Here is a 22274-nt window from a genome sequence, read left to right as displayed (position 1 = left end):
GCTTTGGTGTTGGATATTGCCGGGTACTTGGGAACTGGAATGCATCAAAGAATTTGAGTGGATGCATTCGTTTTCAGGGTCTGCCGTGAATGAATTCTGGCATTGGTCTTATCCAGTCCGTGCAAATCATGCATTTTGGGTTCGCTGCTGCATAAAAAATTCTTCCAGATAATGTAGGAGTTTTGACTCGGCGTCCGGTGGATACTCAAGTCCAGAGGGTGAGGTCGAAAGTAGATTCATTGTGGCATTTATCTCGAAGATGAGCAGACTTCCGTCTTCTGCGAGATCGAAATCCATACCAAAAATCTCGAGCGGCATTATTTTTGCGATGCTTCGAAGCTTGTCATAGAAATTGCTGCCCAATTCTCGTTCCGGATCAAGGACGATACGATTGGCAATGTCCAACAGATGAGGGTTCTCACGATAGAAATCCTGCCGACCTGGATTTCGTCGAGCTCGCACGTTCCAGTGGTCGCTATAGTCGGCGCGTATGAGAAGAGGTCGCTTGTTGACGAAAGCCGCGCGTATTGAGCGGAACCCGCCGTCACCATGACGGGTCTGGACATAGTCGATTGCGTAAAACTGCAACCCGTCGAGCTGGCCCAGAGCTTCATGAAGTTCCTGCCGGTCGCTGGGGCGCCAGGTTCCCTGGCCCATTTGCTGGAAGACGGTGCGAATGATGACTGGGTAACCAAAACGGCCTTCAATATCCTCGGTCAGCGCAGCCCTCTGCTCTTCGTGACTACGATAGCGGTGGACTCTGGGGAAAATGATGCCTGGTATATCGGCAAAACGCTCCGAATTCTTCTGACGCGTTGCCTGTACGGCAAGATTTGGATGATTGACCACCTTGATGCGGAGGCTGTCCTCCAAGGCGCTGACACGCTGCAGCGTGTCCTCCACCATCAGTTGCTCGGCATTGACGACATTGTTCAGCGCCAGCACTGGCCGCGGCATGTCGCGCAACGCATCTGTAGTGGTGGGTGAATCCACCAGGATGGACATGAAGCGGAAACGGTCGGTGAATGCCTGCGCCAATTGCGAAGGGAAATTGCTGCTATAATGGTGATCATAAGGCTCCCGAAAGTCTGTGATGAACTCGGGAGCCCGGTTGAATACAGCCAGCACGAATTGCTGCGAAGGCTTGGCTTCGGAAAGCAGGATGGGCATGCTGGCGGCGAAGCGGCGACTGCTCTGGCGGCAGGTCAAGCGATCATGGCGCTCATAGGCAAGTGCAGCACGAACCGCATGCAGGTTCGGCAACTCCTCTCCTGGACCGAAATCCCGATCAAGCGCGGCAAAGGCTTCATCGTTCCGGCCGGCGTCGTGCAGCATTTCGGCGATCAGCAGACCGAAGTCGACGTCCTGCTCCAGAATGGGGAGAAAAGGAAAGCCCGTAGCGAGAGCCTGCTCGGCGAGACCGAGATCCTTCAGGGCACTGACCAGGCTGACGATCGTACCTTGCTCGATGGTGTCTGGTCTGCGCCCCGACGGCCAGGTGCCGGGTAAATAATCTTCGGCCGCGCATTTCGCCTCCTCCAGCCGATCGGATTCGATCAGAAGACCGAGCAGGTTGTTGAGGTTGCGATAAACGAGGGGAATCGATGTCCGCTCTCCAAGGCTCTGCCGCAACAGGTTCTCAGCCCGGTCGAGGCGACCGACCTGCTCGTTGGCCACACCGAGAAGGCCGAGAAGGTCGGCGCTGTCAGGCTGTTGTTTCAGAAGGTCCTCATAGACCGCCACCGCCTGCTCGATCTGACCGTTGCGATGCAGCGCGACAGCATGGTCCCGGCTGGCCTGAAAAGGGGTCGACATCAAGGAACCTCTGGTTGTGCCCTACTTCCCTCCCAACCTAATGAGGGTTTCAGCCAAACGGAACTGTTTCGGCGTGTGGAAGGCTGAATTGATTGTGTCACGTCACGGCCTTCTAACGCGATTTCAGGCAGGATGACGTTGACGTTGCGGCGTGCCCTTTTTGCAACGCGTTGTCTCAATAGTCGGTCTGCGGAGGTCCGACCTGCCGCATTTCATTGAGTTGCCTCGGCTTTTGCCGCACTCTGCAGCCAAAGGTTGTGCGGCTGGAGCGTGGAGTCGTCACCTTGGGGGAGAGCGATGAAGGCAGCGGCGATTGGCCTTGCCGGCGCATTGATGGGGGCTTGCATCGCCCATGCGCAGGATCTGCCGGCCAGCAAGGGCGCGCCGGACACCTATCTTCAGGCTTGCGTCGCCATGGGCGTGGGCTTCTGGCAACTGCCGGGCAGCGATACCTGCGTGAAAATCAGCGGCGAAGTGCGGGCCGATTATGTGATCACCCGCCAGAGAACCCGCAAGGATGACTTCACCGGCTTCACCACGCGCGGCCAGATCGGCTTCGATGCCCGCACTGAGACCGATTACGGCCTGCTGCGCTCTTTCTTGCTCATGGATGCCTATGTTGGTCCGGGAGCGAAGACGGAATTCGTGGTCGACAAGGCGTTTCTGCAATTTGGCGGGCTGACGGCTGGCTATGCTCATAGTTTCTTCGGCATCTACGATCTCGACTATGGCAACGATCTTCTGCAGCCCTATTTCGGCTATGCCGCTACCACCAATCTCATCGCCTATACGCAGGAATTCGGCGGCGGTTTCTCGGCAACACTGGCGCTCGAGGATGCACGCGGCACGCGCAGCGATGTGCTGAACTTCTTCGGTTTTCCCGATCGGCGCCCGGCGGGAGGAGCTGCAATGCCCGATGTCGTCGGCAATCTCCGCCTCGACCGCGATTGGGGCACACTGGCCGTATTTGGCGCCGCCCATCAGATCCGTTATCCCGGGTCGCCGCAGATCAGCGGATCGGACTATGGCTATGCCGTCGGCGGTGCATTCGGTCTCAACCTGCCGATACGCTCCGGTGCGCATGTCGTAGTGGAGGGGACCTATGCCGATGGTGCTTCCTCTTATCTCGGCTGGCAGCAGATCGATGCCGCTTATGAGAATTTCAGCGGGCGCAAGGATCTCGGCCGTGGCTGGACTGTTACCGGCGAGGTGGGCATGAACGTCACCCCGGCGCTGACGTTGAATCTGCTCGGTTCCTATCTCGACTATAGCGGCGCGACCACGCGGGATTTTGTCAATCCAGCGGCGCCCGATGTCAGGGGCTGGATTGCCGGAGGCAATGCCGTCTACACGGTCACCCGCGGTCTCTCCTTCGGCCTGGAAGCCTTCTATTCATCCTATCGGGCCAAGGGCGGACAGGATTTCTTCCCCTATGAGGAAGACGTGAGGGGCTGGACGGGCGTGATGCGAATTCGACGCACCTTTTGAGATTCGGTCCTAACGGCTCTTGCCGCGCATGTCGGCTTCGATCAGCAAAATGCTCTTGGTATCGAGGCGCGAGCGATAGACCTGCACATTCTCCAGCACGCGCTGCACGTAGTTGCGTGTCTCGGTGTAGGGGATGCGCTCCACCCAGTCTATCGGATCAACCTTCGGATCGCGCGGATCGCCATAGGCCTTTACCCAGTCGGCCACCTTGCCCGGGCCGGCATTATAGGCGGCGAAGGTCATGACGTAGGAGCCGCGGAATCGGCCGATCAGATCGCCCAGATGGGCCTCGCCCAAACGCGCATTATAGACCGGATCGCTGGTCAGCTTCTTGGCGTCGAAAGCGATCCCGGCCAGACGCGCGGTTGCCTTGGCGGTCGAAGGCATCACCTGCATCAGTCCGCGGGCGCCGGCCGTGCTGACCACCTCATGGCCGAATTCGCTTTCCTGCCGGGCGATGCCGTAAACGACCGCCCGTTCGACCGTGCCGGAACTCTCGAAGCCGGGAATGGCACCGATCGGAAAGGCGATCGCATCGAGTGGCAGGCCGCGCTGCGTCGCCGACTTGCCCACCGTGAGTGCCGTCTTGGCATCGAGATTGTCGAGAGCGATCTGGCCGAGCAGGGCCAATTGCTGGCTGTCCTGGAGCTGTCGGCCCATATCGGCAACCAGGATGCGGGCATAGTCTCGCTTGCCGAGCGTGTAGAGCTGGTTGATGGCACGCACCGCCAGGAGTTCGTCGAAGGCTGCGCGGCTGGCCGGCGTGGCTTCGGGCAGGGCATTCAGGTCGAGCGTGCGCATGCCCAGGCGCGCCCGCGCGATCTGGCCATAATAGGTGATCGGATAGCGCGCGGCCGCCTGGTAAAACCCCGTCGCCCCGGCCTTGTCGCCGGCTGCTTCGGCGGCGCGGCCCTGCCAATAGGCGCCCCGCGCAACTGAAATCGGCCGCTGGGATTCGGCGCTCAGATTGGCAAAATGCCGGGCCGCACTGCGAGGGTTGTTCAGGAAGCGCAGGGCGATCCAGCCGCAATGGAACTCGGCTTCCATCCGGGTCGTATCGCTCTCGGCGGTATAGCCGGCAACGACCGCATAGGCAGTCCGCGCATCCCCTTGATCGAGCAAGGCGCGAGCCACCAGGCGACGTTCCGTCCACCACTGGTCGGGGCGCACCAGCGCAGCGGCGTCGCGCGGCGCTTTCAGCAACAGGGCGGCGGCATCGCGCGGCTTCTTCTGGCGCCTGAGATAGGAGATACGGGCAAAGATGTAGGCCGGGTCGGTCGACACGTTGGCAGCCAGCAGGGCGCCGACGTTCTTGGGTTGCCTGGCGACGGCAATGCGCAGCTTGGCAAGCGTTACCGCAGCCGGATCGGCACGGGCCGCGACACGCAAGCCATCGTCATAATTGCCATCATAGATCAGACGATCGGCCCGATATTTGTGGTCCGCTGGTGAAAGAAGGGCGCCGTAGTCGCGCAGGATATCGCCTTCGAGCTGACCCGACAGGCTGTCATTGCGATAGGCGTCGCGAATGAGGGCTGTGGCTCCGTCCTGGTTGCCGTCGCGCTGCAGCACGGCGGCAAGAGCGACCTTGCCTTCGTCGGTCTCTGGCTGGGACGAGGCAAAGAAGGCTCGCACCGTGTCGGCGTCGGCCTTCTCATTGTAAAGAGCCTCTTCGCCGCGCCGGCGGATCAGGCCGTTACCAGGCCAACTTGGATAAGCGGCGAGGAAGGCCTTGATTCGGGTGAGGCCGATATGGCGTGCGGCGCTGCGGATGGCGATCCACTCCGCCGCGGCCTGGCTGGCCGGATCGGTCAGCGAACGGGCGAGGCCGTCGCCGCCAGAGCGGTCGCTGCTTTCATAGGCCGTGATCGCCTGGCGCAGGGTGTCGAACTGGTTCACCAGCGGCGAGGGGACGATGATAGAGCCGGTGATTTCCGTGTCGGAACGCGTCGAGGTCGTCGCGGTATCGGCATCCGTACGCAGAGCCACCGTGCGGGAGGGAGGCTTGAGGGTGGCATCGCCCGGGCGCGTGACCGGCGCGGCAAGAGCGCCGGTCAGCACCGCCACGAAGAGGGATGTACCCGTCATGAACCGCAAGAGCATTGCCGCCACGCCAATCCAGATGACCTGATTTGCCAGGTGACCCAGTTTGGCGATTGTCGCGTCCTCTGATTGACGAAGCGTGAATGGCGACGTTGGAATGCCGCATTCTCGCCATCAGTGAGGCACGAGGAAAAGGTGATTTTCAAGGCCCGAAGGCGGCGGATTCGCGGCTGCTGCCTTAAAAAGCGGCAATGAAGGCCCGACTCATTCCATTAACCAGAGCGATGCGAAGATCATCCCGTTCAAATGGGGTGTTTTCGGCCGCAAATCGCCGTTGATGCTCTTTTCGTGACCGGGTGGCTCGTATATGTCTGGCGCCCGGCCGCCGCGCGCACCGAGGCGGCCATCCGGCAAAGCGTTTTGCGATTTGGTGGAATCACCGAGAAACGCAAAGATGCTCAAGCCAATCGGCTGGATTGGCTTGGAACCAAAGAGCGAGAGCAAAAGTGCGGTTCCACCAGAACGCGCTTTGCTCCAGGGATCGTGGAGTTGAGATGATGTCGAAGGCAAAGTTCAGAGGGTCGCTCACCGCTTTGGTGACGCCGTTCCGCGACGGCGCCATCGACGAGAAAGGTTTTCGTGATCTGATCGACTGGCAGATCGCCGAAGGGACGAGCGGTCTGGTACCAGTGGGGACCACCGGCGAAAGCCCGACGCTCAGCCATGCCGAGCATCACAAGGCGGTGGAGATCTGCATCTCCCAGGCCAATGGCCGGGTTCCAGTAATTGCCGGCGCCGGCTCGAACAACACTGTCGAGGCCATCGATCTGGCTGTTCATGCCGAGAAGGCGGGCGCCGACGCCGTGCTGGTGGTGACGCCCTATTACAACAAGCCGACGCAGGAAGGCCTCTACCAGCATTTCAAGGCCGTCAACGACGCCGTCGGCATTCCGATCTTCATCTACAACATCCCGCCGCGCTCGGTGGTCGACATGTCGGTGGAGACGATGAAGCGTCTCTACGAACTCAAGAACATCGTCGGGGTGAAGGATGCCACTGGCAATCTCGCCCGTGTATCGCAGCAGCGCCAGCAACTCGGGGCTGATTTCATCCAGCTCTCCGGTGAGGACATGACGGCGCTCGCCTTCAACGCCGCGGGCGGGCAGGGCTGCATCTCGGTGGTTTCCAACATCGCACCGCGCCTGTGCGCGGACTTGCAGGAAGCGACGCTGCGTGGAGATTATGCCTCGGCCCTTGAAATTCAGGATCGTCTGATCCCACTTCATGGGGCAACCTTCCTGGAGCCGGGGCTCGCCGGAGCAAAATGCGGTCTGGCCATGCTCGGGCGCCTCAAGGAAGAGGTGCGCCTGCCGCTGCTGCCGGTGACGGACGCGGCGCGTACGCAGATCCAGCAGGCGATGGTGCATGCCGGGCTGCTCAATTGAAACGCTGAAGCGGGGGAGGTAAAGCCTCTCCATCTGAAGCACGGGTATCTTGCCTGTCTCGGGAAACGCTTCGAAAACAAGAAGGTAGAGTCTACTTCGAGTGTTTCGCTCGAAGGCTCTCTTTGGGTGATGACGTGGCGGACAAGAAGGACGTTGCTCGCAAGCTGGTTGCCGACAACCGCAAGGCTCGGTTCAATTATGAATTGATCGATACCTTCGAGGCCGGGATCGTGCTGGCCGGAACGGAGGTGAAATCGCTGCGCCTGGGCAAGGCAACGATCGGCGAATCCTATGCCGGGCCGTCGGGCGACGAGTTGCTGCTGTTCAACGCGGACATTCCCGAATATCTGCAGGCCAACCGCTTCAACCATGAGCGTAAGCGTCCGCGCAAACTGCTTTTGCATAAACGCCAGATCAGCAAGCTGATCGGTGCCGTGCAGCGCGACGGCCTGACGATCGTGCCGACCAAGCTCTATTTCAATGAGCAGGGCAGGGCCAAGATCGAGCTTGCTCTCGCTCGTGGCAAGACTTTGGGCGACAAACGGGACACGGAAAAGAAGCGCGATTGGCAGCGCGAAAAGGGTCGCCTGCTGCGGGACAAGGGCTGACGCCTACAAGATAAATCTCCGCAAGGCGGATTTCAGCGGTCGAGAATATCTCGGATCGTCTGGAAGACCGCCCGGAACATCGGTGTGGTCAGGCGGCCCGTATTGGTGTTGTAGCGCGAGCAGTGGTAGCTATCGACGAGCGTCAGGCCGCCGATTTCATGGCGCGCATGGTGGGCGAAGGGATAGTGGGCGGGCCTGCGGCCGAGGGCCGTGACCACGCTGTCATGCCCGATCTTGCCCAGCGCCAATATCACCTTGAGATTCGGCATTTCCTTCACGGTGTTGGCCAGGAAGGGGCGGCAAGCGGCGATCTCGCTGCCAACAGGCTTGTTCTCGGGCGGTACGCAGCGCACCGCATTGGTGATGCGGCAATCGACGAGTTCGAGACCGTCATCGGGGCGCTCGTCATAGGTGCCGGTGGCGAAGCCGAAATCGCCCAATGTTTCGTAAAGCAGATCGCCGGCCCAATCGCCCGTAAAAGGCCTGCCGGTGCGATTGGCGCCTTGGAGCCCGGGCGCCAGGCCGCCGATCAGCAAGCGGGCCGAGGCCGGACCGAAACTGGAAACCGGGGCATTGTGCCAATCGGGATGCTTGGCGCGCGCCTGCAGGCGAAAGGCGACGAGCCTCTCGCAAAGCGGGCAATCGCGTCCGGGTTCTTGGAATTGGCTGGCGATCATGAATATTGGGCCTAAGCAGAGTTTTCTGGCGAGTCCCACGGACGGGCTTCGCCGGGAAGCTCTGCAAATATTTGATATCCTGTAGATTTCTGTTGATCATGCCCGTGGCCCGATCAACAGAAATCTGCTTGGAACGAAAAGTGGTTCGGACGGAGCTGTCGTGAAGGCTCCGTCAATAGAACGACCCGATCGTTCGAGGCAACGTTCTTGATCTATTGATCGTCGGCCTGGCCGCTTGGGCTCGCCGACATGAAGCCGGGGGTCTGGCCGGCAAAACCCTGCTGGGGCGGCTGGCGGGTTGGCCCGGGACCGGCCGGAAAGTTACCACCGGCCTGCGAGCGCACGGCGCGTTCGGACGGATCACGGCCGATCTTGCTTTGAAGCGTGACGAGGTCCACGAACTCATCCGCCTGGCGCCGCAATTCGTCGGCGACCATCGGAGGCTGGGTCGATATGGTGGACACGACGGAAACGCGCACCCCCTTGCGCTGCATGGCTTCGACCAGGGAGCGAAAATCACCGTCGCCGGAAAACAGGATCATGTGCGAGATGTGATCGGCCAGCTCCATGGCATCGATGGCGAGCTCGATGTCCATATTGCCCTTCACCTTACGGCGGCCGGTGGAGTCGACGAATTCCTTGGTCGGCTTGGTGACGACGGCATAGCCGTTATAATCCAGCCAGTCGATCAGCGGGCGGATCGAGGAATACTCCTGATCCTCCACAAGGGCGGTATAATAGAACGCTCGCACCAGATAGCCGCGGCTGTGGTACTCCTTGAGCATTTTCCGATAGTCGATATCAAACCCCAAGCTTTTCGCCGTTGCGTAAAGATTGGCGCCATCAATAAAAAGAGCGATGCGTTCCTGGGTGTTGTTCATTCTTCTGCCAGTTAGGGTTCGTTCTGCTGATGATCGGTCTGTTTGAATACGATTGAAATCGGTCTAAATTACAGTCTAATATTAATCCCAAGGACCACATCGAGAACGGCCTCTCTGTGTAACGTCAGCGGAATGGTAGCAACGACAAGTTTAGGTCCGATGCAACTAGCTTGTGCCCATCGCGGTATAGAATGTCAAGTTCGTCTGCATTGTCATTAGATTGAGCGTATTCCAATGAGAGTGTTTACAGGATTATTGCAATATCGAGACGAGCAGCCTCGATATGTAAGTCGAATGAGGTAGAACTTGCGGTCAATCTCTCTGCCTCGGAGGCGGGAGGATACCACGGATCTGTCTTTTAGGGTTGCACAAACTCGCTTGGCGGTGTAGTTGGCGCGCTTGATCCCAAAACACGGTACAGAAAGGCGTCGCCATGGCCCGCGTCACGGTGGAAGATTGCATCGACAAGGTCGAGAACCGCTTCGAGCTGGTTCTGCTGGCCAGCCATCGCGCCCGCATGATTGCCGGCGGCGCTGCACTGACAATTGATCGCGATCGTGACAAAAACCCGGTGGTGGCTCTGCGTGAGATCGCGGACGAGACCCTGACCCCGGATGACCTCAAGGAAGACCTGATCCACTCGATGCAGAAATACGTCGAGGTGGATGAGCCCGAATCGGATCCGGCGGCTCTTGCTTCCGGTGATTCCGACGACAACGTCGCCTTTGACCGCATGTCGGAAGAGGATCTGCTGCGCGGACTGGAAGGCCTGGTCCCGCCAGCCAACAACGGTTCGGACGACGAGGAATAAACTCCTCCACCAATCCCGAAGATTTCAGCGGGTCGGCATTGCCGGCCCGCTTTTCTTTTGTGCCGCGGACGTATTGAATAGCGCCATGCTTCGGTTTGGCCGGGAGCTGGCAATGATGAAGCCGGGCGCTTGAAGGCGGCCGGCGGGAGACTGTGAGTGACGGCGCCATTTCGCCTGATGCGGCAATATGAACTCGTGGACAAGGTGCGGGCGTATAACCCTGCTGTTAACGAGGATCTGCTCAACGCTGCCTATGTCTACGCCATGCAGCAGCACGGCGCGCAATTTCGTGCCTCTGGTGATCCCTATTTTTCCCATCCCCTTCAGGTAGCCTCGCTTCTTACCGATCTGAAGCTCGACGATGCCACCATCGCAGCCGCTTTGTTGCATGACACCATCGAGGATACCGATGCCACGCGCGGCGAGATCGAACGTCGCTTCGGCAAGGAAATTGCGGCTCTCGTCGACGGGCTGACCAAGATCAAGAAGCTCGATTTGGTTTCCAAGGAAGCCAAGCAGGCCGAAAACCTGCGCAAGCTCTTGCTGGCCATCGTCGAGGACGTTCGCGTTCTCCTCGTCAAGCTGGCGGATCGCTTGCACAACATGCGCACGCTCAACTTCATGAGGGCGGAAAAGCGCGCCCGTATTGCCCAGGAGACGCTGGACATTTATGCACCGCTGGCCGGGCGTATGGGCATGCAGGATATGCGCGAGGAGTTGGAGGACCTGTCCTTCCACGAATTGCAACCGGCCCATTACGAAACCATCGTGCGCCGCTTGGAAGGCTTGAAGCGCCGCAATGGCGCGCTGATTGCCGAGATCGAGAACGATCTGCGCGAGAGGCTGCAGGAACGCGGCATCGAAGCGACGGTGAAAGGGCGGGAGAAGCGGCCCTATTCGATCTTCAAGAAGACCGAGCAGAAGCAGGTCGCCTTCGAGCAGCTCTCCGATATCTTCGCCTTCCGCGTGCTGGTGAACAAGGTGGAGGATTGCTATCGCGCCCTCGGGCTCGTCCACACCAAATGGCCGCTCGTGCCTGGGCGCTTCAAGGACTACATCTCCACACCCAAGCAGAACGATTACCGGTCCCTGCACACCACGGTGATCGGCCCGGGTCATCAGCGCGTCGAGTTGCAAATCCGAACCGAGGAGATGCACCGCATCGCCGAACTCGGCATTGCCGCCCATGCGCTCTACAAGGAGAACAAGGCTGGTGACAGTCTGCGCCTGGAAGGAGAGAGCCGGGCCTTTGCCTGGTTGCGCCGGACCATGGCGATGCTTGCCGAGGGCGACAACCCCGAAGAATTCCTCGAGCATACCAAGCTCGAGCTGTTCCAGGACCAGGTGTTCTGCTTCACGCCGAAGGGCAAGCTGATCACCTTGCCACGCGGGGCCAATGCTATCGATTTCGCCTATGCCGTGCATACCGACGTCGGCAACACGGCGGTGGGCTGCCGCGTCAACGGCCGTACTACGCCGCTGGTCTCCGAACTCTACAATGGCGACGAGGTCGCCATCATCACCGCCAAGCAGCAGACGCCCCCGGCGGCCTGGGAAACGCTGGTGGTCACGGGCCGGGCCCGCGCCGCCATTCGCCGTGCCACGCGCACGGCGGTGCGGGCGCAATATGCCGGGCTCGGCCAACGCATCATCGAACGCGCCTTCGAGCGGTTGGAGAAGACCTACAGCCCCGATGCTTTGCAGGGAGCGCTCAAGCGCCTCGCCCGTAAAAGCGTGGACGATGTGCTCACAGCCGTCGGCCGTGGCGAAATGCGTTCGCAGGATGTGGTGCGGGCGGTGTTCCCCGACTTCAAGCTTGAACAGTCGAGCCATGCCGCTGCCGGGCTCGACGAGACCTGGTTCGGCCTGCAGGGCGGACAGAATCTGCGCTTCAAGCTGCAAGGTGGCGGTGATCCCGCCAAGGCCGCCATCCCCGTGCGTGGCCTGATGGGTGATCTGCCGGTGCGTTTTGCCGAAGGCGGGGCGGTGCCGGGTGACCGTATCGTGGCCATCCTCACCCCGGGCGAGGCGATCACCATCTATCCGATCCAGTCGCAGGCGCTGGCCGATTTCGAAGACCGGCCCGAGCTTTGGCTCGACGTGCGTTGGGATCTGGAAGCGGCCCGCGCTGAGCGCTATCCCGCCCGGGTCCAGGTGGTGTCGATCAATGAGCCCGGCACGCTTGCCCAGATCGCCCAGGTTGTCGCCGAGACCGACGGCAACATCGACAATCTCGCCATGCAGCGCCGCTCCTTCGACATGACCGAGATGATCATCGATCTCGAGGTCTACGACCTCAAGCATCTGCTGGCCATCATCGACGGCTTGCGGGCCCGCAAGGTGGTGAGCGAGGTGCAACGGGTGATCTGACGGCCGGCTCGACCTTTGATGGGACCTTCATCTGCGGGCGTTCCGCGCTACGCGATCAACTGCATTGCCCACCGATGCTGGTCATCCCGATTACGCGCCCGAACATCAGGCTGACGAGGACGGCGCAGGTGCGGTCGTAGGCAAGGCCGTAGCGAGCCAGGATCCGCTTCTGCTCGGGCAGCGGGATGGGTGGCGTGTCGCCGCGCTGGCGGAAGTCGAGGCGATTGCCCAGATAGACCAGACGAATGGTGCCACCTTCCTCTGCGCGAAAATCCGGCTTGCCGTAGCGCTCGACGAAGGCCTGTTCCGACGAGCCCATCGAGAACAGCGGCCGGATTCCGCCATCGCCGATCGCGCATCCGCTGAGCAGCAGCGACAGGCAGAAGATCAACTTTCTCACAGCACTCGCACTCCATACCTCGAGAAAACGGGAAATTGGCGGCTAAACCGTGTTGCGATTAGATGAAGTCTCTCGGAATCGCAAAGGCACGTCTAAGATCTCCCGTCAGCAACCGAAAGGCGGGGCACCGTTGTTGACTTTTCGCGAAATTTTCGCCCTCCGACCATTATCGGCCATTGATCTGCACGCCCTGGAAGCGTAGCCCGTACAGCCGGAAAAACCAGGAGATGATGATGACGCAGGATGAGGTGCTGGCGGAATTCCGGGCGGCGGGAGCATTGCTCGAAGGACATTTCATCCTGACGTCGGGGCGCCATTCGGCGGTCTACCTGCAGAAGAATCTCGTCTTCATGGATCCCCCCCGCACCGAGCGTCTGTGCCGCGCCCTGGCCGAGCGCATCCGTGCCGCCTACGGGCCCATCGACATGGTGGTATCGCCGGCCGTGGGCGGGATCGTGCCGGGCTACGAGACCGCGCGTGCGCTCGGCGCCAAGACGGTTTTCGTGGAACGCGAGAACGGCCAGTTCCAGTTGCGGCGCGGCTTCGCCATTCCCAAGGGTGCGCGCGTTGTGATGGTGGAGGACATCATCACAACCGGTCTGTCCTCGCGCGAATGCCTGGCATCCATCGCCGACCAGCCGGGCGAGATCGTGGGCGCGGCCTGCTTGATCGACCGCTCGGGCGGCAAGGCCGATCTCGGCAAACCCTTGGTGGCCCTGGCGACCCTCGACATCCCGACCTTCGAGGCCGACAAGCTGCCGCCGGAACTCGCCAACCAGCCGGCCGTCAAGCCCGGCAGCCGCGCTCTTGCGGGACAGGCTTGAAAATGACCTCCGCCGCTCTGCCCAAGATTCTCCGTCTCGGCGTCAATGTCGACCACGTCGCCACCGTGCGCAATGCGCGCGGCGGCCCCTGGCCCGATCCCGTCCGCGCCGCGCATCTGGCGGTCGAGGCTGGCGCTGACGGCATTACCGCGCATCTGCGCGAAGATAGGCGCCATATCCGCGATGCCGACATCCGCCGCATCCGCACCGAGGTGAAGGCACCGCTGAATTTCGAAATGGCGGTGACCGACGAAATGCTGGCGATCGCGCTGGACGTGAAGCCCCACGCTGTCTGCCTGGTGCCGGAAAAGCGTGAGGAGCGCACCACCGAGGGAGGACTGGACGTCAGGGCGGCCGAAGCCAATCTGAGAGCGGCGATCCCACAGTTCAAGGAAAGCGGCATCCGCGTCTCCCTGTTTGTCGAACCGGACAGGGCGGTGCTGGAGGCCTGCGCCGCTCTGGGTGCCGATATCGTGGAACTGCATACGGGAACCTGGTGCGAGGCGGTCGCCTCGGGGGAGACCGGCCACGCCGCCGCGGAGTTCGAGCGCCTGAAGCTTGGTGCGTCCATCGCTGCCGGGCTCGGGCTGGAAGTGCATGCCGGGCACGGCCTTGATTTCGAGACCTCCGAAATCCTGGCTGCTGTGCCCGAATTCGCCGAGTTCAATACCGGGCATTTCCTCATCGGAGAGGCTGTATTCGTCGGGCTCGCGGAGAGCATCCGTACCGTCAAGGCGGCGATGGCGGCCGGACGGAGCCGGGCCGGATGATCATCGGCATCGGCAGCGATCTTTGCGACATCAGACGGATCGAGGCTGCCCTCGCGCGCTATGGCGAGCGTTTTCAACAGCGCTGCTTCACCGAGGCCGAGCGCGCCAAGGCGGCCGGCCGTGCCGACAAGGCCGGCACGCTGGCCAAACGCTTCGCTGCCAAGGAGGCGTGCTCGAAAGCGCTGGGGACCGGCATCAGCGGCATCCATTGGCATGACATGGAAATCCTCAATGCGGAGAGCGGCCGGCCCGAATTGCGGCTGACCGGCGCGGCTTTGCAACTGCTCGAAAGCCTGCTGCCGGTAGGACATGAAGCCCATATTCATCTTAGCCTGACCGACGAGCATCCCCTGGCGCAGGCCTTCGTGGTGATCGAGGCCCGACTGCGTGTTTGAACGCGGGGTTGGCCGTTTGCCGCGCAATTGCCGAAATCATGCTGTTTGTGGCGGACGTGGCCTGTGAATGATTGACCTCGTCAGGGTATCTCGAAGGCAGGCTCCGGCGTTGCACCCTCAATCCGCAGGGGTTATAGCAGCCGCAACAGAGTTGTTTCGTTACAAAGCTTCCGGAGCTTGCCTCAAGGCCGACTCCGGAAGCTTTGCGCAATTTCAAGGTTCTTGTGGAATCTTGGACCGGGGCGATATTCCGAGGCTCCGGTCCCGCCAAGGACCGCCTCCAAAGATGGAAGACCGATGAGCGTGGCCAGCCAACCGAACAAGACGCCCGACACCAGCGGCGCCGCCAAGAAGACGTCGAAGGATGGCGGTATCGGCGAACTGATCAAGATCATCATTCACGCCCTTATCATTGCGCTGGTGGTCCGCACGGCCCTGTTCCAGCCGTTCAACATTCCGTCCGGTTCGCTGATCCCGACGCTTCTGGTCGGCGACTACGTCATGGTCTCGAAATACAGCTATGGCTGGTCGCGCTATTCGGTGCCGGTGATTTCCGGCTTCCTGCCCTCCGGCCGCTTGTGGGCGGGCGAGGGGCCGAAGCGCGGCGACATAGCCGTGTTCAAGCTGCCCAAGGACAATTCGACCGATTTCATCAAGCGCGTCATCGGTCTGCCCGGCGATCGGATCCAGGTGCGCCAGGGCCGACTGTTCATCAACGGCACCATGGTTCAGCGCGAACAGGCGGGCACCTATCTGGTCAAGGACGAATTCGGGCGCGACAAGCAGGTGCCGAAATATATCGAAACCCTGCCCAATGGCGTGAAGCACGAGGTCATCGAAATCCAGGGCGACAGCGGTTATTACGACAACACCGATGAATATGTCGTGCCGCCGGGCAACTACTTCATGATGGGTGACAATCGCGACAATTCCGATGATTCGCGCGATCTTGCCGCCGTCGGCTACGTGCCGCTCGATAATTTCGTCGGCAAGGGCCAGATCATCTTCTTCTCCGTCGCCGATGACGCCTCGCCTCTCGCTTTCTGGCAGTGGCCGTGGACCGTGCGCGGCAGCCGTTTGTTCTCGCTCATTCGATAATGGCGGATCGGACCACGTCTGACGGAGTGTTGCGTCGAATTTGGCCTCATGCGAGCCGCTCCAGCGGATTGCTATTTGCTGGTGGCGCTTTGCTGCTGCTCGCCTCTTGCCGCAATTTCTCGGTGCCGAGTGGTTCCAACATTCCTACGCTGCTCGTGGGTGACATCGTGATGGTGTTGCCCTTCGGCGAGGGACCTTTACTCGGGGCCCCCGCTCGTGGCGACATGGCGGTATTCCGATTGCCCAAGGATCGCTCCACCTATTTCATCAAGCGGGTGATCGGCCTGCCGGGAGATCGCATCCAGATGCGCGATGGCCGTCTGTTCATCAACGGAAGCAGGGTGCCGCGCGAGCCGGCCGGCAGCTACAAAGCGGAGATGGCGTTTAGCGTCGACAAACAGGTGCCGAAATATCGGGAGACCTTGTCGAACGGACGGAATTATGAAGTCATCGAGGTCAGTGAAGACATTGGCTTTTACGACAATACCGATGAATATGTCGTTCCGGCCGGCCATTATTTCACGATGGGCGACAATCGCGACAATTCCGATGACTTCGCGCGATCTCGCCGGTGTCGGCTATATTCCGCTTGAGAATTTCGTGGGCAAACCCTGGCGGGTCCTGTTCTCGACGGCCAAGGGACAAATGCGGCTGTTTAAGATCGTACAATGAGCTCGAAGAAGAAACCTCCGCTTGAAACCCTGGAAGCCGCGCTCGGCCATGTCTTTGCCGATCGCTCTGTCTTGGAGCGAGCGTTGACGCATATCAGCTTTCTCGACGGGCCGGCTAGGCTGGAGAGTTATCAACGCCTGGAGTTTCTCGGCGACCGTGTGCTCGGGCTGGCGGTTGCCGACATGCTTTACAGCGTCTTCCCCGATGACGAGGAGGGCGCAATGTCGCGCCGGCTTTCCGACCTCGTGCGCAAGGAGACCTGCGCTGCCGTCGCAAACGACTGGGGGGTAGGCCCGCATGTCAAGCTCGGCCTTGGCGAGGCCCATTCGGGCGGGCGCAAGCGTGTCACCACGCTTGGGGATGTCTGCGAGGCCTTGATCGGCGGCGTCTTCGTCGACGCCGGCTATGATAAAGCGCGCGCCGTGGTCGAGAACGCCTGGCGCGAGCGGCTTCACGCTCCCGTCAGGCCGCCGAGCGATGCCAAGACCGCCTTGCAGGAATGGGCGCAGGGCCGTGCGTTGAAGGCCCCGACCTATCGATTGGTTTCGCGTACCGGGCCCGATCACAATCCACGTTTCGTAATCGCCGTCGATATCGAGACGCTGGCCTCGGCCGAGGGCGAAGGCAAGTCCAAGCGCCTGGCCGAGCAGGCCGCCGCCACCGCCTTCATGGCACGCGAAGGCATCTCTCTGGAGGGGCGGCGGAGCTGAACCTTCGGCGGATATAGCCGACTGGCCTGCCCGGGACATGAACAAAACCGGCTTGCGGCGGCCCGGAGCGTTTTGTGGTTTGTCGGAAACGGGTCAAACGACAAAGACGCGTCGAAACGATGAGTTGAAGCAAAGTACGATTCGGTAAAAACGAACTTTGTTCCGGGGCGTATCGCGCCGTATTTCAGAGCGCGAATGTCTGCTAGAACGTCGACAATGGTAGAATGTCCGAGCCCGTTTCTCGTGGACGCGTTCGGACATTCTGCTTGAGCCGGATTGATCCAAGAGCATTTTCCGGAAGAGTCGATAGACTGTTCGATTGAGAAAATGCGTCAAAACAAAGAGTTAGGGAAAATTGCGATGCGAAGAAATCGCAATTTTCCCTAGAAAGAGCAAATGAACGAGACTACGCAAACAAGATGCGGCTTCGTCGCCCTGATCGGCGCACCCAATGCCGGCAAGTCCACGCTGATGAACGCCATCGTCGGCGCTAAGTTGTCGATCGTGACCCATAAGGTGCAGACGACGCGTGCGATCGTGCGCGGCATCGCCATCACAGGCGAAGCACAGATCATCTTCGTCGACACGCCTGGCATCTTTCAGCCCAGGCGCCGGCTCGATCGGGCCATGGTCACCACCGCATGGAGCGGAGCGGCCGATGCCGATGCCGTCTGCCTGCTGGTCGATGCCCAGCGCGGGCTCGACGAAGGCAATGAGGCCATCCTGCAAAAGCTTTCGGCAACCAAGCAGAAGCGCATCCTCATCCTCAACAAGATCGATGCGGTGAAGCGCGAAAAGCTGCTGGAGCTTGCCCAGGCCGTCAATGCGCGGCTGCCCTTCGAACAGACCTTCATGCTATCGGCGCTGACCGGCAGCGGCGTGGAAGATCTCACCCGTCATCTCGGCTCCATCATGCCAGCCGGGCCCTGGCTCTATCCCGAGGACCAGATCTCGGATGCGCCCCTGCGTTCGCTGGCGGCCGAGATCACGCGCGAGAAGCTGTTCCTGCGACTGCATGATGAACTGCCCTACGAATCGACGGTGGAAACCACGGCGTGGACGTCGATGAAGGATGGTTCCGCCCGCATCGAGCAGACGATCTATGTCACGCGCGAGGGACACAAGAAGATTGTCATCGGCAAGGGTGGCGAAACCATCAAGGCGATCTCGATGGCGGCACGCAAGGAAATCGCGGCCATGGCCGAGGCACCGGTGCATCTGTTCCTGTTCGTGAAGGTGCGCGAGAACTGGTCTGACGACCCCGAGCGCTATCGTGAAATGGGCCTGGACTTCCCGGTGGAGAAACCCTGAGGCAGGCGCCTTCCAATGCGTTTTGCGATTTGACGAAAATACCAACCCGATGGAATGGATCGACAGCGGTTACATATTGGGCGTGCGCCGCCACGGCGAATCCAGCGTGATCCTGGAGGCTATGACCCGGGATCACGGCCGTCATCTCGGCATGGTGCGGGGAGGGCGCTCGCGGACTTTGCAGCCTGTGCTGCAGCCTGGCAACGAGGTGCAACTCACCTGGCGCGCCCGGATCGAAGGTCATCTCGGCCATTTCGCCGTCGAGGGACTGACCTTGCATGCTGCTCGGTTCCTGTCCTCCCGGCTGGCCTTGTTCGCCATGACCCATGTGGCGGCCCTGGTCCGCCTGCTGCCCGAGCGCGATCCACATCCGGGGCTCCACGAGGCCTTCGGCCACCTCATAGAGGTGCTTGGAGACCCTGCCTTGGCGCCGGCGCTGATCGCAAGATTCGAACTCGAAATCCTGTCGGACCTCGGCTTCGGCCTCGATCTGGCCGCCTGCGCCGTCACCGGCCGGCGGGACGACCTGATCTATGTCTCGCCCAAGAGTGGGCGGGCGGTCTGCCGGGAAGCTGGAACTCCCTGGCATGACAGGCTGTTGCGCTTGCCAGCCTTTCTGCGCGGAGAGGAAGGCGTGCCTGGCGCTGGCGACATCGCGGATGGCTTGCGCCTCACCCAATATTTCCTGGAGCGCGATGTCTTTGCGCCGCGCGGTCTTGCCATGCCCGAGGGTAGGCGTGTGCTGCTGGAAGACCTGGTGGTGGCGAAAGAAAAAGGTTAACCAATCCTTATTCCGCCAAAGTCGTTGGCTACGACCGCCGGGATGAAGTTCTCGAGGATGCCGCCGTGACGATCCGTCCTGTTTCCTTGTTGGCGATTACGTTCTGTCTCGTCGCTCTGCCGATGACACAGGCCCAGGCGGGCTGGCGTGACGCTCCCTTTTACGACGACGGAGGATGGGGCGGCGAGTTCGAGGCGCCCATGCGCCCCTATCACCCGCGGCCCATCTATCGCGAGGATGATGGAGGCTACGAGACCCGCAGCTTCTATCCGCGCCCCTGGGTGAGGGGGCCGGCCTATGCTCCGGATCTCGACGCCCCCTATGACGTCCTGCCGGAGGAGCGTGGCCCGGCGATGCGACCGCTGCGGCCGCCCCGCCGTCTTGTCGGGACGCCGCAAAGCCTGCCGCGTCCGGCTCTGCCCAAACCGCGCAGCGCAGCCCTGTCTGTACCGAAAAAGCTCGAACCGGCCAAAACTCTGCCGCTCGCTGCTGCGCCCAAACCGCGCCCCGAGCCGGTTCAGGAGGCAAGAGCCCTGCCGGTGCCGCGGCCGAATCTCGAAAGTATGGATTTCGAGCCCGCGAAATAGAACAGCGCTCGTCCTTACGGCTCCCGGTGATCGGTCAAATAGCAAAAGCGTTCAGGCCGGTATCTTCGTTCGAGCCACATAGAGTGCGAGGGCGGCGGCATTCGAGACGTTGAGGCTTTTGATCTCGCCGGGCATGTCGAGCCGGGCCAAGGCATCGCAGAGCGAACGGGTGCGTTGACGCAGGCCCTTGCCCTCGGCGCCGAGCACGAGCGCTAGCGGCCCGGCGAACACGGTGCCTTCCAATGTTGCCGGTCCTTCCGAGTCGAGACCGATTCGCGTCACGCCGCTCGCTTCCATTTCATCCAGCGTATCGCCGAGATTGCGTACGGAAACGACCGGCACATGTTCGAGGCCGCCCGAGGCCGATTTGGCGAGCACGCCGGTGGCGGCAGGTGAATGGCGCTCGGTCGTGATGATCGCAGCCACCTTGAAGGCGGCGGCCGAGCGGATGATGGCGCCGACATTATGGGGATCGGTGATCTGGTCGAGCACCAGGACGATATCTTGCGCGCCGAGCTCGCCGAAGGCGGGAGCGGGCAGGGGAGCCGCCTCCAGATAGAGGCCCTGGTGAATCGAATCGGGCGTGAGCAGACGGTCGATGTCGCCGGGACGGACGGTTTCTGGCTTAATTCTCGTCTCGACCTTCTCGTCGGCCAGCCTTTTCAGGGCATTTTCGGTGGCGAGCAGCCGCTTGAGCTTGCGGTTGGGGTTCTGCAGCGCTTCACGCACCGGGTGCCAGCCATAGATCACCACGGTTTCCGGCGTCGCTTCGCCAGCGTAGCCCCGATGGTGGCCGCGATGGCCTCTGCGGTCCCTGTCCTTCATGTTTTTCTCCGTTCCGGAGACTGCCCATGACATGCCCGGCGCGCCAAAAAAAGCCCCGTCCGCGATTAAGTGTAAAAACTCGTCGTCAATCTTCGCCTTTTAGGTTGACAGGCACCGATCCCCTCACCATAACGGCGCCCTCTGAACGAAGCGGTCGCGCCACTTGGCCGCTTCGATTTCGCAGCGGTGTCACAGCGTTGCGGAAGGACGTTTTGGAGGGGTGCCCGAGTGGTTAAAGGGGACGGACTGTAAATCCGTTGGCTCAGCCTACGTTGGTTCGAATCCAACCCCCTCCACCAAACGTCCAAAGAATACTGTGCTTGGTCGCGGGTGTAGCTCAATGGTAGAGCAGCAGCCTTCCAAGCTGAATACGAGGGTTCGATTCCCTTCACCCGCTCCACTCCCTTCCGGTCGGATTTTGGGCCGCACACACGCCGTGCTCCATTCTCTTCTTGCGCGTTGCCGCAAAAACCCCTATCGAGCCGCCCGATATTTCGCACCGGCGAAATACCCAATCCTCCAATGCTGGAAACGGGGCTATGGCCAAAGAGAAATTTGAACGCAACAAGCCGCACTGCAACATCGGCACGATTGGTCACGTTGACCATGGCAAGACGTCGCTGACAGCGGCGATCACGAAGGTGCTTGCCGAGACGGGCGGTGCGACGTTCACGGCGTATGACCAGATCGACAAGGCACCGGAAGAGAAGGCTCGTGGCATCACGATCTCGACGGCGCATGTGGAGTATGAGACGAAGAACCGTCACTACGCCCATGTCGACTGCCCCGGGCATGCCGACTATGTTAAGAACATGATCACGGGCGCGGCGCAGATGGACGGTGCGATCCTGGTTGTTTCGGCAGCGGACGGCCCGATGCCTCAGACGCGCGAGCACATTCTGCTGGCCCGCCAGGTCGGCGTTCCGGCGCTGGTCGTGTTCCTGAACAAGGTCGACCTTGTCGACGATCCGGAGCTGCTCGAGCTGGTTGAGATGGAAGTTCGCGAGCTTTTGTCGAAGTACGAGTTCCCCGGCGACGACATTCCGATCACGATGGGCTCTGCGAAGGCTGCTCTGGACAACGTCAACCCGGCGATTGGTCATGACGCGGTGCTGAAGCTGATGCAGACGGTTGACGACTACATCCCGCAGCCCGAGCGTCCGATCGACCAGCCCTTCCTGATGCCGGTTGAAGACGTGTTCTCGATCTCGGGCCGTGGCACGGTCGTGACCGGCCGTGTCGAGCGCGGCATCGTCAAGGTTGGCGAGGAAGTCGAGATCGTCGGCATCCGCGCCACGCAGAAGACGACGGTGACGGGCGTCGAGATGTTCCGCAAGCTTCTGGACCAGGGCCAGGCTGGCGACAACATCGGCGCGCTGCTGCGCGGCACCAAGCGTGAGGACGTGGAGCGCGGGCAGGTGTTGTGCAAGCCCGGTTCGGTGAAGCCGCACACCAAGTTCAAGGCCGAAGCCTACATCCTGACCAAGGAAGAGGGCGGTCGTCATACGCCGTTCTTCGGCAACTACCGTCCGCAGTTCTACTTCCGCACGACGGACGTGACGGGCGTGGTGACGCTGCCTGAGGGTACGGAGATGGTGATGCCTGGCGACAACATCGCCATGGAAGTGAACCTGATCGTGCCGATCGCCATGGAAGAGAAGCTGCGCTTCGCCATCCGTGAAGGCGGTCGTACCGTCGGCGCCGGCGTCGTCGCCGCAATCATCGAATAAGAACGGGCGAAAGCTTGAGTTCGGAACGGCGCA

At 61.1% G+C, this 22274-nt stretch carries 22 protein-coding genes and 2 tRNA genes; 17 read left to right on the top strand and 7 right to left on the bottom strand.

Translation table 11 applies throughout. The annotated features are described in order from the left end of the window. Nucleotides 1–126 precede the first annotated feature (126 nt). Nucleotides 127–1815, bottom strand: coding sequence for an ATP-grasp domain-containing protein (locus ACR9ZN_RS13840; RefSeq protein WP_481272449.1), 1689 nt, complete (start codon nt 1813–1815; stop codon nt 127–129). A gap of 297 nt (nt 1816–2112) precedes the next feature. On the opposite strand from ACR9ZN_RS13840, the gene ACR9ZN_RS13835 reads away from it, so the two are divergent. Next, entirely contained in the window at nt 2113–3303 is a 1191-nt protein-coding gene (locus ACR9ZN_RS13835) for a porin (RefSeq protein WP_481272448.1), read from the top strand. Between the two features lie 9 nt (nt 3304–3312). Here ACR9ZN_RS13835 and ACR9ZN_RS13830 read toward each other — a convergent pair whose 3' ends face one another. Beyond that, nucleotides 3313–5391, bottom strand: coding sequence for a lytic transglycosylase domain-containing protein (locus tag ACR9ZN_RS13830; protein WP_481272447.1), 2079 nt, complete (start codon nt 5389–5391; stop codon nt 3313–3315). Nucleotides 5392–5610: 219 nt separating this feature from the next. Then, a complete protein-coding gene (locus ACR9ZN_RS13825; RefSeq protein WP_481272446.1) occupies nt 5611–5850 on the bottom strand; it encodes a hypothetical protein in 240 nt (79 codons plus the stop codon). A gap of 50 nt (nt 5851–5900) precedes the next feature. Between ACR9ZN_RS13825 and dapA the strand changes: the two genes are divergently transcribed. Both dapA and smpB read left to right on the top strand, forming a co-directional pair. Beyond that, on the top strand, nt 5901–6791 hold the full coding sequence (gene dapA / locus ACR9ZN_RS13820; RefSeq protein WP_454814402.1) for a 4-hydroxy-tetrahydrodipicolinate synthase: 891 nt from the start codon (nt 5901–5903) through the stop codon (nt 6789–6791). A 134-nt stretch (nt 6792–6925) separates the two neighbouring features. Next, the gene (gene smpB, locus ACR9ZN_RS13815) at nt 6926–7399 is read left to right on the top strand and encodes an SsrA-binding protein SmpB (protein ID WP_454814400.1); all 474 of its coding nucleotides are present in this window, start codon (nt 6926–6928) and stop codon (nt 7397–7399) included. A gap of 32 nt (nt 7400–7431) precedes the next feature. On the opposite strand, the gene ACR9ZN_RS13810 is transcribed toward smpB, so the two are convergent. After that, nucleotides 7432–8076 carry a uracil-DNA glycosylase gene (locus ACR9ZN_RS13810; protein WP_434956993.1) on the bottom strand — a complete coding sequence of 215 codons (645 nt, stop codon included), beginning with the start codon at nt 8074–8076 and terminating at the stop codon, nt 7432–7434. Nucleotides 8077–8288: 212 nt separating this feature from the next. Further along, nucleotides 8289–8957, bottom strand: a complete 669-nt coding sequence (locus tag ACR9ZN_RS13805; RefSeq protein ID WP_434956992.1) for a LabA-like NYN domain-containing protein — start codon at nt 8955–8957, stop codon at nt 8289–8291. A 433-nt stretch (nt 8958–9390) separates the two neighbouring features. On the opposite strand from ACR9ZN_RS13805, the gene rpoZ reads away from it, so the two are divergent. Continuing rightward, nucleotides 9391–9768, top strand: coding sequence for a DNA-directed RNA polymerase subunit omega (rpoZ, locus tag ACR9ZN_RS13800; protein WP_434956991.1), 378 nt, complete (start codon nt 9391–9393; stop codon nt 9766–9768). 177 nt (nt 9769–9945) lie between these two features. Further along, nucleotides 9946–12138, top strand: a complete 2193-nt coding sequence (locus tag ACR9ZN_RS13795) for a RelA/SpoT family protein (protein ID WP_434959658.1) — start codon at nt 9946–9948, stop codon at nt 12136–12138. A gap of 55 nt (nt 12139–12193) precedes the next feature. Here ACR9ZN_RS13795 and ACR9ZN_RS13790 read toward each other — a convergent pair whose 3' ends face one another. Beyond that, nucleotides 12194–12538 carry a hypothetical protein gene (locus tag ACR9ZN_RS13790; protein ID WP_434956990.1) on the bottom strand — a complete coding sequence of 115 codons (345 nt, stop codon included), beginning with the start codon at nt 12536–12538 and terminating at the stop codon, nt 12194–12196. 233 nt (nt 12539–12771) lie between these two features. On the opposite strand from ACR9ZN_RS13790, the gene pyrE reads away from it, so the two are divergent. The 9 genes from pyrE to ACR9ZN_RS13745 all read left to right on the top strand — a co-directional run bounded on the left by pyrE (nt 12772) and on the right by ACR9ZN_RS13745 (nt 19686). Beyond that, on the top strand, nt 12772–13362 hold the full coding sequence (gene pyrE, locus ACR9ZN_RS13785) for an orotate phosphoribosyltransferase (protein ID WP_454816790.1): 591 nt from the start codon (nt 12772–12774) through the stop codon (nt 13360–13362). A gap of 2 nt (nt 13363–13364) precedes the next feature. Continuing rightward, entirely contained in the window at nt 13365–14132 is a 768-nt protein-coding gene (locus tag ACR9ZN_RS13780; RefSeq protein ID WP_454814397.1) for a pyridoxine 5'-phosphate synthase, read from the top strand. Further along, nucleotides 14129–14527: a holo-ACP synthase gene (gene acpS / locus ACR9ZN_RS13775; protein WP_481272445.1), complete on the top strand. Its 399-nt coding sequence runs from the start codon at nt 14129–14131 to the stop codon at nt 14525–14527. Before ACR9ZN_RS13780 ends, acpS begins: the two co-directional genes overlap by 4 nt. Nucleotides 14528–14824: 297 nt before the next feature. Further along, on the top strand, nt 14825–15625 hold the full coding sequence (lepB, locus tag ACR9ZN_RS13770; protein ID WP_434956987.1) for a signal peptidase I: 801 nt from the start codon (nt 14825–14827) through the stop codon (nt 15623–15625). 89 nt (nt 15626–15714) lie between these two features. Further along, a complete protein-coding gene (lepB, locus tag ACR9ZN_RS13765; protein WP_481272444.1) occupies nt 15715–16218 on the top strand; it encodes a signal peptidase I in 504 nt (167 codons plus the stop codon). A 75-nt stretch (nt 16219–16293) separates the two neighbouring features. Beyond that, nucleotides 16294–17007, top strand: a complete 714-nt coding sequence (rnc, locus tag ACR9ZN_RS13760; protein WP_434956985.1) for a ribonuclease III — start codon at nt 16294–16296, stop codon at nt 17005–17007. A gap of 396 nt (nt 17008–17403) precedes the next feature. After that, nucleotides 17404–18318: a GTPase Era gene (era, locus tag ACR9ZN_RS13755; RefSeq protein WP_441772277.1), complete on the top strand. Its 915-nt coding sequence runs from the start codon at nt 17404–17406 to the stop codon at nt 18316–18318. Between the two features lie 49 nt (nt 18319–18367). After that, nucleotides 18368–19099: a DNA repair protein RecO gene (gene recO / locus ACR9ZN_RS13750; protein WP_434956983.1), complete on the top strand. Its 732-nt coding sequence runs from the start codon at nt 18368–18370 to the stop codon at nt 19097–19099. A gap of 65 nt (nt 19100–19164) precedes the next feature. Beyond that, entirely contained in the window at nt 19165–19686 is a 522-nt protein-coding gene (locus tag ACR9ZN_RS13745; RefSeq protein WP_454814390.1) for a hypothetical protein, read from the top strand. Between the two features lie 51 nt (nt 19687–19737). On the opposite strand, the gene ACR9ZN_RS13740 is transcribed toward ACR9ZN_RS13745, so the two are convergent. Continuing rightward, the gene (locus ACR9ZN_RS13740) at nt 19738–20511 is read right to left on the bottom strand and encodes a TrmH family RNA methyltransferase (protein WP_434956981.1); all 774 of its coding nucleotides are present in this window, start codon (nt 20509–20511) and stop codon (nt 19738–19740) included. Nucleotides 20512–20725: 214 nt separating this feature from the next. Here ACR9ZN_RS13740 and ACR9ZN_RS13735 point away from each other — a divergent pair. From ACR9ZN_RS13735 to tuf, 3 genes are all read left to right on the top strand, one after another. Then, nucleotides 20726–20810, top strand: a tRNA-Tyr gene (locus ACR9ZN_RS13735). Between the two features lie 27 nt (nt 20811–20837). Further along, nucleotides 20838–20911 (top strand) — tRNA-Gly (locus ACR9ZN_RS13730). Between the two features lie 139 nt (nt 20912–21050). Next, nucleotides 21051–22241, top strand: a complete 1191-nt coding sequence (tuf, locus tag ACR9ZN_RS13725; protein WP_434956980.1) for an elongation factor Tu — start codon at nt 21051–21053, stop codon at nt 22239–22241. Nucleotides 22242–22274: the final 33 nt, after the last annotated feature.

This window comes from Labrys sp. HAY1-8F (genome assembly GCF_056754975.1).
The sequence above is the reverse complement of the archived record's forward strand: the minus strand, read 5'-3'. Positions and strand labels throughout refer to the sequence as shown.

Excerpts from the sequence above, each read along its gene's own strand:
- ACR9ZN_RS13840 (WP_481272449.1), bottom strand. The coding sequence starts at position 1,815 with ATGTCGACCCCTTTTCAGGCCAGCCGGGACCATGCTGTCGCGCTGCAT.
- ACR9ZN_RS13835 (WP_481272448.1), top strand. The coding sequence starts at position 2,113 with ATGAAGGCAGCGGCGATTGGCCTTGCCGGCGCATTGATGGGGGCTTGC.
- ACR9ZN_RS13830 (WP_481272447.1), bottom strand. The coding sequence starts at position 5,391 with ATGACGGGTACATCCCTCTTCGTGGCGGTGCTGACCGGCGCTCTTGCC.
- dapA (WP_454814402.1), top strand. The coding sequence starts at position 5,901 with ATGATGTCGAAGGCAAAGTTCAGAGGGTCGCTCACCGCTTTGGTGACG.
- ACR9ZN_RS13810 (WP_434956993.1), bottom strand. The coding sequence starts at position 8,076 with ATGATCGCCAGCCAATTCCAAGAACCCGGACGCGATTGCCCGCTTTGC.
- ACR9ZN_RS13805 (WP_434956992.1), bottom strand. The coding sequence starts at position 8,957 with ATGAACAACACCCAGGAACGCATCGCTCTTTTTATTGATGGCGCCAAT.
- rpoZ (WP_434956991.1), top strand. The coding sequence starts at position 9,391 with ATGGCCCGCGTCACGGTGGAAGATTGCATCGACAAGGTCGAGAACCGC.
- ACR9ZN_RS13795 (WP_434959658.1), top strand. The coding sequence starts at position 9,946 with ATGCGGCAATATGAACTCGTGGACAAGGTGCGGGCGTATAACCCTGCT.
- pyrE (WP_454816790.1), top strand. The coding sequence starts at position 12,772 with ATGACGCAGGATGAGGTGCTGGCGGAATTCCGGGCGGCGGGAGCATTG.
- ACR9ZN_RS13780 (WP_454814397.1), top strand. The coding sequence starts at position 13,365 with ATGACCTCCGCCGCTCTGCCCAAGATTCTCCGTCTCGGCGTCAATGTC.
- acpS (WP_481272445.1), top strand. The coding sequence starts at position 14,129 with ATGATCATCGGCATCGGCAGCGATCTTTGCGACATCAGACGGATCGAG.
- lepB (WP_434956987.1), top strand. The coding sequence starts at position 14,825 with ATGAGCGTGGCCAGCCAACCGAACAAGACGCCCGACACCAGCGGCGCC.
- rnc (WP_434956985.1), top strand. The coding sequence starts at position 16,294 with ATGAGCTCGAAGAAGAAACCTCCGCTTGAAACCCTGGAAGCCGCGCTC.
- era (WP_441772277.1), top strand. The coding sequence starts at position 17,404 with ATGAACGAGACTACGCAAACAAGATGCGGCTTCGTCGCCCTGATCGGC.
- recO (WP_434956983.1), top strand. The coding sequence starts at position 18,368 with ATGGAATGGATCGACAGCGGTTACATATTGGGCGTGCGCCGCCACGGC.
- ACR9ZN_RS13740 (WP_434956981.1), bottom strand. The coding sequence starts at position 20,511 with ATGAAGGACAGGGACCGCAGAGGCCATCGCGGCCACCATCGGGGCTAC.
- tuf (WP_434956980.1), top strand. The coding sequence starts at position 21,051 with ATGGCCAAAGAGAAATTTGAACGCAACAAGCCGCACTGCAACATCGGC.